The organism is Moritella sp. 5 (assembly GCF_018219455.1).
Taxonomy (GTDB): domain Bacteria; phylum Pseudomonadota; class Gammaproteobacteria; order Enterobacterales; family Moritellaceae; genus Moritella.
In genome coordinates, this window is sequence record NZ_CP056122.1 from 1,091,982 (window position 1) to 1,107,830 (window position 15,849).

A 15,849-nucleotide genomic window follows, 5' to 3' on the forward strand; every position below is an offset into this window, starting at 1 on the left:
AAATAACCCTCATTTACGCTCAGATCTGATCAACGTATAAGTTATGTAGTAAATGTCGTTTATGGAATTTTTCAAGGTTTAAACCACAAGCTAAACAATAGTTGATGTTACTATTATGTTATACAAAACGTATGTTGGCATTAAAATCGTTAATTTTAGGTGAATATCTTGCCTACATGGAGAGTCGTTATAAGAGAGATAAATTTAGCCTTTATCTATGGGGGAGTAATTAATTCACCCATGTTACACTGTATTTAGTTGAAAATTGTCACAAGGGAATGGATGATGATCCCCGTATTAAGTTATCAGGATGCTGTAAAATCAGAATATCTCGCTTTTTTGGCTGCGTTAGCGCAAAGTAAATTTAGTGGGGATATCGAAAAGTCGTATGCAAGTCGATTAGCAGTTGCGACAGATAACAGTATTTATCAGTTGTTACCACAAGCCGTAATATTACCTCGTAATCATCAAGATTTAGTTATCATGACGACGCTGTCATTACAGGCCGAATTCAAAACGATTACCTTCTCTCCACGTGGTGGTGGTACAGGTACTAATGGCCAGTCATTAACAGATGGTATCATTGTTGATATGTCACGACATATGAATAACATTATAGATATCAATATTGAAGAGGGCTGGGTACAAGTTCAAACTGGTGTTGTTAAAGATCAACTGAACGAATTTCTTAAGCCCTATGGTTTCTTTTTCTCTCCTGATTTATCAACCAGTAATCGCGCGACTATTGGTGGCATGATTAATACGGATGCTTCTGGCCAAGGGTCATTAAAATACGGAAAAACCAGTGACCATGTACTGTCTGTTTCGGCTGTATTAATGGATGGCACCGAATTGGTGACGACAAGCCTGTCTGCTGAACAAGTGCAGGACCAAGCTCAGAATAATAATTATTTTGGTAAGGTTTGCCATCAAGTTATTGATACGATTACGCATAAGCAGCAAAAAATTGCAGACACCTTTCCACCATTAAACCGTTTTCTTACTGGCTATGATTTAGTCCACCTTTATGATAAAAGCACGGATGAATTTGATTTAGGGCGGATCTTGTGTGGCTCTGAAGGATCACTTGCATTTATTAGCGAAGCGAAACTTAATTTAACACCCATTCCAAAATATCGCTGTTTGGTCAATGTAAAATATGACAGCTTTGACTCTGCCCTACGTAATGCACCATTTTTAATTAAAGCCAATGCACTGTCGGTAGAAACTGTTGATTCGGTGGTATTAAATTTAGCTAAACAAGACATCGTTTGGCATTCAGTCAAATCACTGATCACTGATATACCCAATAAAGAAATGCAAGGTATTAACTTTGTAGAGTTTGCCGAAGATGATGGTGATATTCAGCAACAAAAAATAGACTATTTAACGGCTGAACTTGACCGTCTGATGGCTGCGGGCGAAGCGGGTGTTATTGGTTATCAAGTCTGTGATCAGTTAAGCGATGTATTGAAAATATACGGCATGCGTAAAAAAGCGGTTGGTTTGCTCGGGGCAACAAAAGGTCAAGCTAAACCACTCGCGTTTGCTGAAGATACCGCCGTGCCGCCTGAAAATCTTGCAGACTATATTGTTGAGTTCAGAGCCTTACTAGATAGCTATAACCTTCATTACGGCATGTTTGGGCATGTTGATGCGGGCGTTCTACATGTACGTCCAGCACTCGATATGCTTGATCCTCAGCAAGAAGTTACCCTACGTGAAATATCAGATAAAGTAGTGGCTCTAACGGCGAAATATAGAGGGCTGATGTGGGGTGAACATGGCAGAGGTTTCCGTTCTGAGTACGGCCCAGAATTCTTCGGTGATGAATTGTTTACTGAATTACGTAAGATTAAAGCCGCGTTCGACCCTGATAATCGTTTAAATCCAGGTAAAATATGTACGCCAATTAATAGCGATGCAAAGCTTGTTTCTGTTGATGCGAAAAAGCGCGGTGCTTTTGATCGTCAAATACCCATTTCAATCCGTGAAAGTTTCACAAAGTCCATTGATTGTAACGGTAATGGCTTATGTTTTAACTATGATACCAAAAGTCCTATGTGCCCTTCCTTTAAGCATACTGGCGATCGTCGTCATTCGCCAAAAGGCCGTGCTGGTTTAATGCGCGAATGGTTACGTCAATTGTCTTGCCATGAGATGAATGAGCAAGAACTAGGTCAGCAATTAGCGGTACAGAAAAATGGTGTTTCGACGTTTACTATGCGTTTAAAAAACAGTTGGAACAAAGCGCGTGGTAGTTATGATTTTTCACATGAAGTCATGGACGCGATGCAAGGTTGCTTGGCATGTAAAGCATGTACAGTTCAATGTCCTGTAAAAGTGGATGTACCTGAGTTTAGATCGCGATTTATAGATCAATACCACAGCCGCTATATGCGTCCCGTTAAAGATTTTGCAGTTGGATATTCAGAAAGCTACACCCCAATGATGGCTAAGATGCCGAACTTCTTTAATTTTTGGTTAGGGCAAGATTGGTTGCAAAGCGCAGTAAAACATACAATCGGCATGGTTGATATTCCGTTATTAAGTACACCAACCTTATCGGAGTCATTACGTGGACATTATGCGCAAAGTTTTGACTTGGCATTTTTACAGCGATTAAGCGCGGAAGATAAAGCGCAGCATGTCTTAATTGTACAAGACCCGTTTACCAGTTTTTATGAAGCTGAATTAGTGGCATCACTGGTGAACCTGGTTGAAAAACTGGGCTTGAAACCAGTAATATTACCGTTCAAACCAAATGGTAAACCGCAACATGTGAAAGGCTTCTTGGCTAAATTTGCTAAAACAGCACAAACGGCCGCTGACTTTTTAAATTCGCTACACGCCTTAGGTATCCCAATGGTCGGTGTAGAGCCTGCATTGGTGCTTTGTTATCGTGATGAATACAAACAAGCACTCGCTGATAAACGCGGAGACTTCTCTGTTCAGCTTATTCAAGAGTGGTTATTAAACGATAAGGTGCAAACTAATTTGAGTAAGTTAGCTAAGCGTGATGACGCTCAACCTTATTATCTATTCGCCCACTGTACTGAAAAAACCAATAAGCCAACGGCTGAACAAGAGTGGCAACGTGTATTTAATGGTTTTGGTTTAGCATTAGAGACGGTTGCGACTGGTTGCTGTGGCATGGCTGGAAGTTATGGGCATGATGCTAAGAATGTAGCCGCATCAAAATCCATTTACACCCAAAGTTGGAAACATGCCTTGGCACAACGAGATCCTTCGCGTTGCTTAGCAACGGGGTACTCTTGTCGAAGCCAGGTTAAACGGATTGATGAAGTACGGCTGAACCATCCTGTTAAAGCGTTATTAGGTGCTTTAAATTAGTCATTACTAAGTATGAGTGGTATTAGTTGTTAATAATATGCTACTCATACCTTCTCCACCTTTAGTGTTTAGCTAAGTGCCATTTTATAACGCATTGTCGCATTTCTCTTTTTTTTGACACATTTCTTGATATTGGCAGCGTATGCTGTTGTTGCAATTCAAGTCTGTCTAGAACAAAAGGAAGATGTTCATGCCTATTACATTACCAATCAAACGACAATTTAAATTATCGCTAAAACTCTCTGGTGTTTTATTGGCGACAAGTATGTTTTCTGGCTGTGCATCTATGGCCGATTTTACCAATAATGCCAATAGTTTTGTTATGTCAGAAGCGGCGCTCGAAGAAATGAATACGGTAAATGCTGCGATGAATGCGGTAGAGGTTTTATATCAACGTGGTGATAAACAAGATCTTGCTTATTACTCACCAATTAATTTTGAAATCGCGGTTAAAAAACGTGAAAAGTTATTGAAAATGTATGAGAACTATACGCCTAATAACGGTGGTTGGTTTTCTAATTCGGGCAGTGAAGATATTGAAACTGAATCGGCGCTATTTGTGCTGAGTATGAATAAAGCATTTCAGGCTAAACTTATCACTGCACCATTGCTATCAACGATCCGTGACCATGATGAATTTATTCATAATGTTGATATGAATGGCTTTGGTGCACGCCTTAGAAAATTACGAGACTTGACTATTCAGTTTGCGAGCCTCATTGAAAATCGAGGTTCTGGATTAGGTTTAGAGCATCAAAAAACTAAATTAGAGCGTGATTATAAGGCGCTCGAAATTGATATAATAAAACGTAAAATATTACGTTTACCAACGTCTGAATTTAATTTACTCGATCAGGAAATAATTCCAGAAAGCTATAATCGAGCACTGAATAGCTTATATAGTTTAGAGCGGTTAATTGAAACCGATCCACGTGATAATACCGCGATTCAACAACAATTAACGGCGAGTCACAATAAAATAAAGCAAGCAGACAGTATTGCGAAAGAAGTGATTTGGGTTAAGTCGAGAATTGAAACATCGGCTGAACGGGTTGTGATAAATTACCGTGACCACTTAAGCTCGTTAAATAGCTATTTAGGTACGGAAAACTTAACCTCATTGGATTTTCAATCACAGGTGAGTGGTATAAAAGATGCGGTTGCATCGAAACTATCACAACGAGACAAAGAAAAAGTACGTAATGACCGACATTTACGCAATCAACTTGCAGAGTTAGGTCGTTTGTTAACGGGACAGGATATGAGTAAATACAGTATCTCACAGCAAGTGGATAACCTTATTTTTGCTGCTCGCACATTGGTTGATGGGAGTGTTGATACACCGTTAGCACAGCGTTAATCGTGTCGTTATACCCATGTTATTTCAAGATGGGCACGAGAGTATGTATTATCAGCTCATCTTGAGATTGTATTTATACTGGTGTTACACTTAAAATAGTTGTTAGTGTGTGGCTGGCTCCTGGCGCCATGGTCACCGCATTCTCACCTATAATTGCGGGTTCTAAACAAAACATAGTTTGATAACCGTCGTCAGGCATATCCACAAATGCTTTTGCACCCGCTTCCCAAGGGTTCCAAACAACCATTGCATTGTTACCTTCGTTCTTGATCTTGATCTGATGTTGTTTATCATTTAGTTTAATGATTGCGCTTGGGTTTTTACAAACGATATCAATATGGCCATCCAATGTGCGAGTCGTTTTAGCATCATTATCTAGCCCATCAACGGATACTGCATCAGGTTGTGATATCTGAAAGTAACTGTGTAATGCACCACCATAATCAAAACTGTCATTACCCGTATTATGGGTGGTGAGGTTTATCGTTAATGTATCGCTGATAATAAACTCAGCAATAAGCTTAAAGCTATGTGGCCATAATCGTTTGCTTTCAGGATTTTCTGTTAGTTGTAAACGGATATGGCAGGCATCATCATTGCTTTGGCTCTCAAGTAATTGCCAATGATGATTTCGAGCAAAACCGTGGGAGGGGAAATCTTGTGTTTGTGCAAGAGGCTGTACTGTCGGGCTGTCCTTTGCTGGACCAAACCAAGGCCAGCAAATAGGCACACCACCTCGAATGGCTTTTACACCATTAAAAATAGCATTATCACTCATCCAAATTACAGGGGCAGAATTGGTTGGTGTGAAGCTAAGTAGATGCGCACCAAACAAACTGATATGTGCAGCCGCTTTTGGATGTGCAACATGAAGATATTTAAGACCGTTACTTGTGACTAACTGAATATGCTCAGTTAACTTAATTTGATCCGTGATTGTATTGCGATATGACATAAGTCCCCAAAATAGAAAAGGCGACCTATTGGCCGCCTTTACATTATAATTCAATTAACTTTGAATTATTAATCAAGTTTGATTATTTAGCGTTCATAAGTAGAACAGCGTTATCTAGCATACGGTTAGAGAAGCCCCACTCATTGTCGTACCAAGACATAACTTTAACAAGTTTACCTTGAACTTTAGTTTGAGTCGCATCAAAGTTAGATGTGTGTGCATCGTGGTTGAAGTCACTAGAAACTAGAGGCTCTAAGTTAACAGCTAGTGCGCGCGCTAGGATTGGATCCGCAGCTACTGCATCTGTGATAAGTTGGTTGATTTCTTCTGGTGTAGTATCACGGCCAGCTTCAAATGTAAGGTCAACTAGAGAAACGTTGATTGTTGGTACACGTACAGCCATACCTTGGAATTTGCCTTGTAGTTCAGGAACTACTAGGCCAACAGCTGCAGCAGCGCCAGTACCAGTTGGGATCATGTTTTGTGCAGCAGCACGAGCACGGTATAGATCTGTGTGATATACATCAGATAGACGTTGATCATTTGTGTAAGCATGAATAGTCGTCATCATACCGCTAACGATACCAACGTTATCATTTAAGATTTTAGCAATTGGCGCTAGGCAGTTAGTTGTACATGAAGCGTTTGAAACAACTGTCATGTCAGCTGTTAATACGTCTTGGTTAACACCATAAACGATTGTTGCGTCAACGTTTTTACCAGGAGCAGAGATTAGTACTTTTTTAGCGCCACCATCTAAGTGAGCTTGACAAGCTTCTTTACTCGTGAAGATACCAGTACATTCAAGTACTACATCAACACCTAATTCACCCCAAGGTAGATCTTTTGGATTACGCTCTGAGAACGTTTGGATGCGATCGCCGTTGATGATTAGTGCTTCAGCATCAAAATCAACAGTACCAGGGAAACGACCATGTGCAGTATCATATTTAGTTAGGTGAGCATTGATTTTTGAATCACCTAGATCGTTGATTGCAACGATTTCTAGATCTTGCTCTTTACCACCTTCGTAGAATGCACGAAGTACGTTTCTGCCGATTCGACCATAACCATTGATTGCTACTTTAATTGTCATAACTTGTATCCATTAAATTAAATGTAAGTTTGAATTAATAATCTTGCTTGGTTGTAAATTTACAAGATTTTGATAGAAAGACAAGAATAAATACCAAAATGTATGCGTTGAATCACAAAATGTTGCAAATTTACGAAAATTATCTGATTTATGTCAATTGTGTATATGTTTTTGTACTATTTATTACAAAAAATAAATAACCTAGATCACAAATTGAGATCATAGACCGCTATATTGGCATGGGTATTTCCCTGAAATGTTTTTTGATTTCATTTGTAACCGTCAACATCCTGACTAAGTGTCTTATTTGTATCATTTTTAAATCGATAGATAAAATTAAGATGCATTTGTTTGAATAATACAAATATTCACTTTAGCGGAGTATAGACAAGTGTAGATAAAAACCAATTAACCGCATTATTGTTATACGGAGTATTCTCGCATCTTAATAGTGATAGCGTATAATGGTGCTAGGTTTACTATTTAAGGTGTCAAATGACAGCACAACACATTCTGCAATTAGGCCAAATGATTGGTCTTAGCTGTACCGAATTAAACGCCAATGGCGAAGAACAAGCGTTACCTGCAACGTTAATTACTCAAGTATTGGCTGATTTTGGTTTTACAGACGAATTAGACGTAAAGCTAGAAGAAGAAATTAAGCAGTTTTGGCTACATGCATTACCACCGGTGATAATTGCGGATGAATCGGCGATGATTCAATTTGATCTGCATCTGCCTATTGAGTTTGTTACCGAGGATTTGATCTGGGAAATAAGAGCAAATCGAGCTGTCATTGAGACCGGTGAATTTACACCAATTGAATGGTCATTAAATGGTATTTATCATTTGCATGATATGGAAATGCAGAGCTACCAAATTAGTCTCGATCAGCCACTTGCTGTCGGTGTTTATCAATTGGTTATTCTTGACCAAGGCAGTGAAGAGCCGTTAGGTGAGACTTGGGTGTTTAATCCACCTGCGAGGTTAGCATCTGTTAATGTCACTGCAGCGAAAGCCACAACTGTGACGGCATTACCGGCAACTGATACATTACTGAATCAATTGTACGCACGCGCACTGTCTACTGTGTCAGCCATTACTGATAACGCTGACGCTGAACAGTCTTTACAAGCGCAATTGCAACGTCATTTTAATGCAGAGAAAGAGCAAGAAGAATTTGCAATTACGCTAACAAACGTGAGGGAAACAGCTGCGCTATATCAAACACATTTAGCACAATATTTAGCTGCCTATGTTAATGATGGTGTGACTGCTTCTCGACAAGAAACACAAACGGTTGAATGGCAAGATGCTAATCGTGATAGCTATGATTTTTACCTATGGTTATTAGTATCTGCAAATGACGAGAAGAACAGCGTCTCGCTATTACGCGATGTTGATTTTGCGAATGATAGCGCGAACTCAGGTACATTTACGGCTTGGTTATTGGCGGATTATGAACTAGCGCATTGCCAATTAGACAATGCATTGGTCAGTGGTGTTGTAAAAGGTATTAACAGTTATCAACTTCGCCAAGATAACTATGCGGCGTTTCGTGCGCTTATTGATTTCACGACGGTCCAGTCAACAGGATTAGTTATTAATCAGCCATTATCGATTATGCAGCAATGGTTAACGATTGGTGACGCTGGCATATGGCAGAATCATGAGTTTAATGAATTACTGAGTATTATCTTATTAAGCTGCGAACGTCATGCTTGTGCTTGTTATTATCAAGTGGATAATGAGTTACCTGACGAATTAACTGCTTATTTAGAAGGACGTGGAATTCAACCTGTATCGCTATAATAGGTTAACCTTTATTACTGTACGTAACGGGTTTTAATCGCGGTATTAAACTGACTGATGAGAGTATGTATTGATAGCTCTCGTCAGTAAACTCTTGATCTTCTATTTGTTCTGCAATCCTTGTTGCCAATACTTCTAAACGTGTCTTTTTAATTTGCGATATTTTGTTATGTGTGAATAGCGTTAGATTTATATTTTCAACCTCTAAAATAATAGCCACATGTGACCATAAATATGCGAGGTCATAATTTCTTTGATGCATATAAGCGGTGATTAACCCATATATAAGCTTTGTTGTCATCTCGTGATCATCGCCGAGTAGACGGATACCTTTCAATAAATTAACAGTTGCTTTGTCGGTATTGTTGTCATAAATATTAGCAATGGCGAAATACAATACTGGATCATCAAAGCTTTGTTTTTTAGATAAAGCGATAAAGCGTCGTTTTGCCGCTTCATTATTATGAGTGACCCAGTGGTAATTGAGGATATACGGGTTATTACTCTTAAGTGTCTTTTTTTCTAATGCCAGTAATTCATCATAAGTACTTAACATCGCCGAAACACGTAGGGTTTTTAATTCTGGGTGCGTTCTTGGCTCGATTAGTGCCGCAATTTTTATACACTCTTGATAAGTATTGAGGGATGTTAATAATGAATACTGTGTTTGTTCTGTCTCACTCTGCTTTAGGTGAAAACGGGCAGTGATAAGACTATCTCTTTCTCTTTGACACCATTGGTCTGAATTTAGATCTTGGCAGAGCGCATTATCATTTTCGCATATAGTCACTACATCGCTCGGCTCGCCACAGGCTGCCAATAAACTAGCAATAGCAATAACTGGAATTAAACGACCAATAGAGAATAAACGATACATAAAAATAAGATTAAAACGAGTGATTTTGGAACACTACCACAGATTGAGTAATTGTGTCTAACTCCGTTTTTAAATTACTGAAGGGATTAAAGCTATCGATGTTTGTGCTGAATTACTGAGTTATCACCTCGGTCATAAAGTGAGCAAGCGGAAAAAGTAAAGCCGTTACTATTTCATTGTTAAATTTTTGTGTTTTGAATGAAAGTAAGAAAGTAAAAAAAGACCTAATTCACATGATTAATTGGTAAATTAGTGGTTATTTTTGTATGATTACCTTATCTAATTGATTAAAAACCAGCCGTTGGTTAACTGGCTGTTGTTTTAATGTTTCTTACATGTAGTTGTGATTAAAAGGGAAAAAAGATGCCATCTGAAAGTCATTTGTTGAACTGGCAAGAGAGCCAAGAACTCGCAGAATCTATGCTACCGTTGTTAGGAAAGCTGTACCGTAATAAAGGCGTTGAAGTATTAATTTACGGTCGTCCATTACAAAATGCCACAGCAATTGATCTCCAAAAAGCACACCGTGTAGTTAAACGTCATGAAGGACGTATATTACGCTTCACTGAAACTTTCCCATTACTGCAAATGATCAGTGAATTACCAATTAGCAATTCTCAAATTGATATCGGTCGTTTGGCTGTTCGCTATTGGACTGATAATGAAGATTCTACTGGTATCGACGCATTCTTACGTGCTGAATTAGCACCTGCATTAAATAACGATACTCAGCCTGAACCTCGTGATGTTGTTCTATATGGTTTTGGCCGTATTGGTCGTTTACTTGCGCGTTTACTTGTTGATAAAACAGGTGAGAGCAATCTATTACGTTTACGTGCAATAGTTGTACGTGGTGGTCCTGGCGATATTGAGAAGCGTGCTTCTTTATTACGTCGTGATTCAGTACATGGTCCGTTCAATGGTACGATTGATATTGATGAAGAAAACAATGCAATCATTGCTAACGGTACTTACATCAAGATCCTTTATTCAAATGGTCCTGATCAAATCGATTACGCTGCGCACGGTATTAAGAATGCACTTGTAGTAGATAATACGGGTATCTGGCGTGATACAGATGGTTTAGGTCTGCACTTAAAAGCGCCGGGTACAGAAAAAGTCCTGCTAACTGCTCCTGGTAAAGGTGAGATTAAAAATATCGTTTATGGTGTTAACCATACTGATATCTTACCTGAAGATAACATTGTATCAGCAGCAAGTTGTACAACGAATGCAATCACACCAGTACTGAAAACGATTCAAGATGCATACGGTATTGCTAACGGTCACGTTGAAACTGTGCATTCATATACTAATGATCAAAACTTGATTGATAACTTCCACAAAGGCGATCGTCGTGGCCGTGGCGCTGCAATGAACATGGTATTAACGTCAACGGGAGCTGCATCTGCAGTAGCAAAAGCACTACCTGAGTTAAAAGGTAAGCTGACTGGTAACGCTATTCGTGTACCAACGCCGAATGTATCAATGGCAATCATTAACTTAAACCTTGATAAAGAAGTTGAAAGAGAATCTTTGAACAGCTACTTACAAGAAATGTCTTTAAGTTCGCCATTACACAATCAAATTGATTTCAGTACGTCTAAAGAATTAGTATCAACAGATATGGTTGGTAGCCGTTTCTCTGGTATCGTTGATTCATTAGCTACTATTGCCGAAGGTAACCGCGCAGTATTATACGTTTGGTATGATAATGAGTTTGGTTATAGCTGCCAGGTTTTACGCGTAATGCAAAAAATGGCTGGTATCGATATGCACGAATTTGCATAAGCAAACAGTGTATTAGAGTTATCTATATAAGATAGTTGTATGAAGGAAGCCAATTGGCTTCCTTTTTTGTTTATAGCAAACTCTGTTCGAATATGTAAATCGAGTAATACGCGAGCGCTGTTATAGTTTAAATTGGCGCGTATTTATAGTAGGGTTGCTGTATATTTTATTATTTAGCAGGGGACGCCCCCTAAGCATTAACCAAGGATGTAAATATGTCAGTTGATAAGTTACTTGAAAGCATGACACCGGAAGTATATGAAAAGCTTAAAACGGCGGTAGAGCTCGGTAAGTGGGAAAATGGTGCTGCATTGACGCAGGCACAAAAAGATAGTTCACTGCAAGCGGTGATGCTGTATCAGTCACGTTTCAATACTGAACCTGAGCATTTTACAATTGGTACTGATGGCGAAATCGCAATGCTTAAAAAAGCAGTATTAAAGCAACAATTCAGAGATAAAAAAGCAGCGCAGGAAGAAGAGATCTTACGTGTAGATGTTGAATAATCTATAAAATCGGGTAATTAAGGGGTCAACTGTAGACGATCGAAATTGAGTCGTAGGCAGTCTGAAATTGAAGGGTTATTAAGACTTTATTAGATAGATGAAGTTGTGGGAAATACAGTAAATCGTAGACCTAAAAAAACCAGCCTTACGCTGGTTTTTTTAGAGGCTCGTGATTAACGGGCACGGAAGACGATACGACCTTTAGATAAATCGTAAGGTGTTAGTGCAACAGTAACTTTATCACCAGTAAGAATTCGGATGTAGTTTTTACGCATTTTACCTGAGATATGCGCAGTAACAACGTGGCCGTTTTCTAATTCAACACGAAACATTGTGTTAGGAAGTGTATCTAGAACTGTACCTTGTAGTTCAATGCTGTCTTCTTTTGCCATGAGTCCTCTTAAAATTTAATTATAATAGCTATATTTGACCGCAAGATGATGCCAGATTTACGCTGGCCTGTATATATTATAGGTAAGATATTTACGTTTTATTTTTAAAACGCTTTATTATTGACTCTTAGGCTGGATTAGTCCTGCCACTTTCCTGCCACCAAGCGCTCATGTGGGTTAAAGTTAACCTTGTAATTCATCTTGCTGCACTGATCAATTTGATAGCCTAAATATAGCCATTGCTTACCTGTCGCCTTTGCTAATAAAAGCTGCTGTAAAATAGCATAGGTACCTAAGGAATTGTGTAGAAAATCGGGGTCATAAAAGCAATACATGGCGCTCATACTATCAGCCATCACATCGGTGACGGCTACCGCGATAAGGGTGCCATTAAGATAAAACTCGAGAAAGGTGGGGGTTAACCAAGCACTGGTTATAAAACCATCATATTGGGATTGGCTGGCGGGGAACATGGCGCCATCACTGTGTAAGGTATTAATGTAACGTTCGTACAATGGATAATAATCCGGTTGTGGTTGATGGCTAACCCGCATTTCAATGTGCTTATTTTTGTTGAGTAAGCGTTTTTGGCTTTTGCTTACCTTAAATAATTGGCTATCAATACGTATTGATTGGCAAGCCTGACATGTTTGACAGTGTGGTCGGTATACGTCATTACCACTGCGACGAAAGCCATTGAGTAATAAGACTTCATAACCTGCTTGGCTGTGTAATAGGTCATCTTGGACAACAAGAATTTGTTCTTGCTGCTCGCTAAGGTAACTGCAAGGCATTGGCGGCGTTAAGGCTACTTTAATCATATTAGTGTGTTCCTATGTACTGGCCTTATCTATTAAGTCTAATACAAGTGCTTGAGGCTGCCATAGATGCAGGTTCGGGGTCACATCTCGGTTATTGAGTTGCTTGATAAATGTGTCACGACTAATTTCTGTTGCCCCTAATGAGGCCAAGTGTTCATTATGTAATTGGCAGTCTATCAGCTTACAGCCCATACCCGCCAGATGTTGCTGTAGACCGATGAAGGCGATCTTAGAGGCATTGGTCGTAGTATGAAACATCGACTCCCCACAGAAAATATCGCCAATATATAAGCCATATAAACCACCAACTAATCGTTCGTCTTGCCAGACTTCAATAGAGTGTGCAAAACCCATTTCATGCAGTTGTAAATATGCGTTCTGCATCGAATCTGTTATCCAAGTCTCACCTGAATCGCCACGAGGTTCTGCGCAAGATTCAATTACCTCTGCAAATGCATGGTTGATAGACAGGCTAAAATTTTGGCGACGATAAGATTTACGTAAGCTACGTGATATATGCATTGCACCTGGGGTTAATACCATGCGTTGACTCGGTGACCACCAAAGAATAGGTTGATCTTCTTCAAACCAAGGAAAGATACCTTGTTGATACGCATTTATAAGCCGCTCAGGGCTGAGATCGCCACCCATAGCAAGTAAACCATCGGGTTCGCTTAACGCGGTGTTGACTGGTGGAAAGTAAGCTAAGTCGTGAGTAAGTTCAGGTAAATAGATTGGCATATAGGGGGATCTTGAAAAAGGAGGAGGCTTGAAAAAGGTGATACCTTGGGTATCACCTTAGCAGAATAAACGGATTAATCGCCTAATCCATCAAGAAAACGTTCGGCATCTAATGCTGCCATGCAGCCTGTTCCAGCTGACGTAATTGCTTGACGGTAAATGTGGTCAGAAACATCACCAGCAGCAAACACACCAGGGATAGTTGTTTGCGTAGCGAAGCCTTCTGTGCCTGAATTTACTTTCAAGTAGCCATCTTTCATGGTTAATTGATCAGTGAATAAATCCGTGTTTGGCTGATGACCGATAGCGATAAAGGCACCCATTACATCAAGGTCGTTGGTTTCGTCAGTACGTGTATCACGCATACGGACACCGGTTACACCCATCTCATCACCTAATACTTCATCAAGTGTTTTGTTCAGGTGCAATGTAATATTACCGTTGGCTACTTTTTCTTGTAAGCGCTTGGTTAAGATTTTTTCACTGCGGAATTCTTCACGACGGTGAATTAAATGCACTTCAGAAGCGATATTTGATAGATAAAGCGCTTCTTCAACCGCGGTGTTACCACCACCAACAACTGCCACTTTTTGATTGCGGTAGAAGAAACCATCACAGGTCGCACAAGCTGATACGCCACGGCCTTTAAATGCTTCTTCTGAAGGTAAACCAAGGTATTTCGCTGATGCGCCAGTACAAATGATGAGCGCATCACATGTGTACTCAACATCATTGCCTTTTAATTTAAATGGGCGCACTGATAAATCAACATCGTTGATATGATCAAAAATGATCTCAGCTTCAAAACGCTCAGCGTGTGCTTTCATACGCTCCATCAATGCAGGACCCGTTAGCCCTTCAGCATCACCCGGCCAGTTTTCAACTTCAGTCGTAGTGGTTAGCTGACCACCTTGCTGCATACCGGTGATTACTACAGGGTTTAGATTTGCACGAGCAGCATAAACCGCTGCGGTATATCCTGCTGGACCTGAGCCTAATATAAGTAGACGGCAGTGTTTTGTATTACTCATTACGATTCCTTAATACCAATAATTGAGGTCAATTGTAAAAACTTTGTGGCGCGGGGTAAATAGTAGAGTAAAAATATAATTTTAAAATGCATAATAATGCAAAAATAGTGAAAACCGCGATTCAGCTATATATTTTGCATATCCCCCCTTTCAATGGAATTAATGTTCTGTTAATGTCTATTTAAACCAACGAAACGTCTATTTTGATGGTTGAGACATAAAACATCGATGTTAGCCTATTGTTATGTAAGCAACGTCTTTGTAAATATTATGTTTCTCTAGAGACGGGAACACATAACATAAGCCTCGTAAATTGAATTATTGTAGGCTATTATAATCTTGGTTAGGATTTAGCTAGTACTTTAAGTTAGTTCTGACTATTGCGTATTCAAATGAATGGATTATTTGAAAAACAAAGTTTTACTGGGATGTAAAAGGGTGGAAATGATGATGGAAGTAAAAACTCGACCAATGAAGGAACTAGATCGAATCGACCGTAATATTCTTAATGAATTGCAAAAAGACGGCCGAATTTCCAATGTAGAGTTGTCGAAACGTGTAGGTTTAAGTCCTACACCGTGTTTAGAGCGTGTTCGACGCTTAGAACGCCAAGGATATATTACAGGTTATACCGCAATTCTAAATCCACAATTTCTGGATGCTTCATTGCTTGTTTTTGTTGAAATTACCCTAAATCGTGGTGCTGCTGATGTATTTGAGCAATTCAATAAAGCGGTTCAAGAGCTTGAAGAAATCCAAGAATGTCATTTAGTATCTGGCGACTTCGATTATTTATTAAAAACACGTGTATCTGATATGTCAGCTTACCGTCGTTTACTTGGTGAAACGCTATTACGTTTACCGGGTGTTAATGACACACGTACTTATGTTGTTATGGAAGAAGTAAAACAAAGTAACCGTTTAGTTATTAAAACGCGTTAATTTAACTTATAGCACATAATTTTTTAGCGTAATCCTAGATTAGCGCAAATAAAATGATAAATAATCAACAAGCGGCATATTGCCGCTTGTTTTGTTTCTAGCATTTATTTAAAGTTGATAGCTCATATACCCAAGTTACCTTCATTCGGTTTGCTGATTGTGCATCTTGCA

Annotated in this window: 13 protein-coding genes; 6 read left to right on the plus strand and 7 right to left on the minus strand. The window is 39.3% G+C overall.

The features are described from left to right. The first annotated feature begins 285 nt into the window (after positions 1-285). Together HWV01_RS05000 and HWV01_RS05005 are read left to right on the plus strand one after the other, a co-directional pair. A complete protein-coding gene (locus tag HWV01_RS05000; protein ID WP_211675676.1) occupies positions 286-3,354 on the plus strand; it encodes an FAD-binding and (Fe-S)-binding domain-containing protein in 3,069 nt (1,022 codons plus the stop codon). 190 nt (positions 3,355-3,544) lie between these two features. Beyond that, positions 3,545-4,714: a hypothetical protein gene (locus tag HWV01_RS05005; protein WP_249185447.1), complete on the plus strand. Its 1,170-nt coding sequence runs from the start codon at positions 3,545-3,547 to the stop codon at positions 4,712-4,714. 73 nt (positions 4,715-4,787) lie between these two features. On the opposite strand, the gene HWV01_RS05010 is transcribed toward HWV01_RS05005, so the two are convergent. Next, the gene (locus HWV01_RS05010) at positions 4,788-5,669 is read right to left on the minus strand and encodes a D-hexose-6-phosphate mutarotase (protein WP_211674374.1); all 882 of its coding nucleotides are present in this window, start codon (positions 5,667-5,669) and stop codon (positions 4,788-4,790) included. An 82-nt stretch (positions 5,670-5,751) separates the two neighbouring features. Further along, entirely contained in the window at positions 5,752-6,765 is a 1,014-nt protein-coding gene (gene gap, locus HWV01_RS05015; RefSeq protein ID WP_211674376.1) for a type I glyceraldehyde-3-phosphate dehydrogenase, read from the minus strand. Between the two features lie 495 nt (positions 6,766-7,260). Here gap and HWV01_RS05020 point away from each other — a divergent pair, with 495 nt between their 5' ends. Next, complete coding sequence (locus tag HWV01_RS05020; protein ID WP_211674378.1) at positions 7,261-8,577, plus strand: hypothetical protein; 1,317 nt, start codon at positions 7,261-7,263, stop codon at positions 8,575-8,577. Between the two features lie 4 nt (positions 8,578-8,581). Here HWV01_RS05020 and HWV01_RS05025 read toward each other — a convergent pair whose 3' ends face one another. Then, positions 8,582-9,454, minus strand: a complete 873-nt coding sequence (locus HWV01_RS05025) for a DUF2989 domain-containing protein (RefSeq protein WP_211674379.1) — start codon at positions 9,452-9,454, stop codon at positions 8,582-8,584. Positions 9,455-9,817: 363 nt separating this feature from the next. Between HWV01_RS05025 and HWV01_RS05030 the strand changes: the two genes are divergently transcribed. Then, complete coding sequence (locus HWV01_RS05030) at positions 9,818-11,245, plus strand: glyceraldehyde-3-phosphate dehydrogenase (RefSeq protein ID WP_211674381.1); 1,428 nt, start codon at positions 9,818-9,820, stop codon at positions 11,243-11,245. A 215-nt stretch (positions 11,246-11,460) separates the two neighbouring features. After that, positions 11,461-11,751 carry a YeaC family protein gene (locus tag HWV01_RS05035; protein WP_211674383.1) on the plus strand — a complete coding sequence of 97 codons (291 nt, stop codon included), beginning with the start codon at positions 11,461-11,463 and terminating at the stop codon, positions 11,749-11,751. 173 nt (positions 11,752-11,924) lie between these two features. On the opposite strand, the gene infA is transcribed toward HWV01_RS05035, so the two are convergent. The 4 genes from infA to trxB all read right to left on the minus strand — a co-directional run bounded on the left by infA (position 11,925) and on the right by trxB (position 14,736). Continuing rightward, positions 11,925-12,143 carry a translation initiation factor IF-1 gene (gene infA, locus HWV01_RS05040; RefSeq protein ID WP_006032603.1) on the minus strand — a complete coding sequence of 73 codons (219 nt, stop codon included), beginning with the start codon at positions 12,141-12,143 and terminating at the stop codon, positions 11,925-11,927. 137 nt (positions 12,144-12,280) lie between these two features. After that, a complete protein-coding gene (locus HWV01_RS05045) occupies positions 12,281-12,964 on the minus strand; it encodes an arginyltransferase (RefSeq protein ID WP_211674385.1) in 684 nt (227 codons plus the stop codon). A 12-nt stretch (positions 12,965-12,976) separates the two neighbouring features. After that, complete coding sequence (gene aat, locus HWV01_RS05050) at positions 12,977-13,705, minus strand: leucyl/phenylalanyl-tRNA--protein transferase (RefSeq protein WP_211674386.1); 729 nt, start codon at positions 13,703-13,705, stop codon at positions 12,977-12,979. Between the two features lie 74 nt (positions 13,706-13,779). After that, on the minus strand, positions 13,780-14,736 hold the full coding sequence (trxB, locus tag HWV01_RS05055; protein ID WP_067040162.1) for a thioredoxin-disulfide reductase: 957 nt from the start codon (positions 14,734-14,736) through the stop codon (positions 13,780-13,782). A 447-nt stretch (positions 14,737-15,183) separates the two neighbouring features. Between trxB and lrp the strand changes: the two genes are divergently transcribed. Further along, positions 15,184-15,678 carry a leucine-responsive transcriptional regulator Lrp gene (gene lrp, locus HWV01_RS05060; RefSeq protein WP_019440948.1) on the plus strand — a complete coding sequence of 165 codons (495 nt, stop codon included), beginning with the start codon at positions 15,184-15,186 and terminating at the stop codon, positions 15,676-15,678. Positions 15,679-15,849 lie beyond the last annotated feature (171 nt).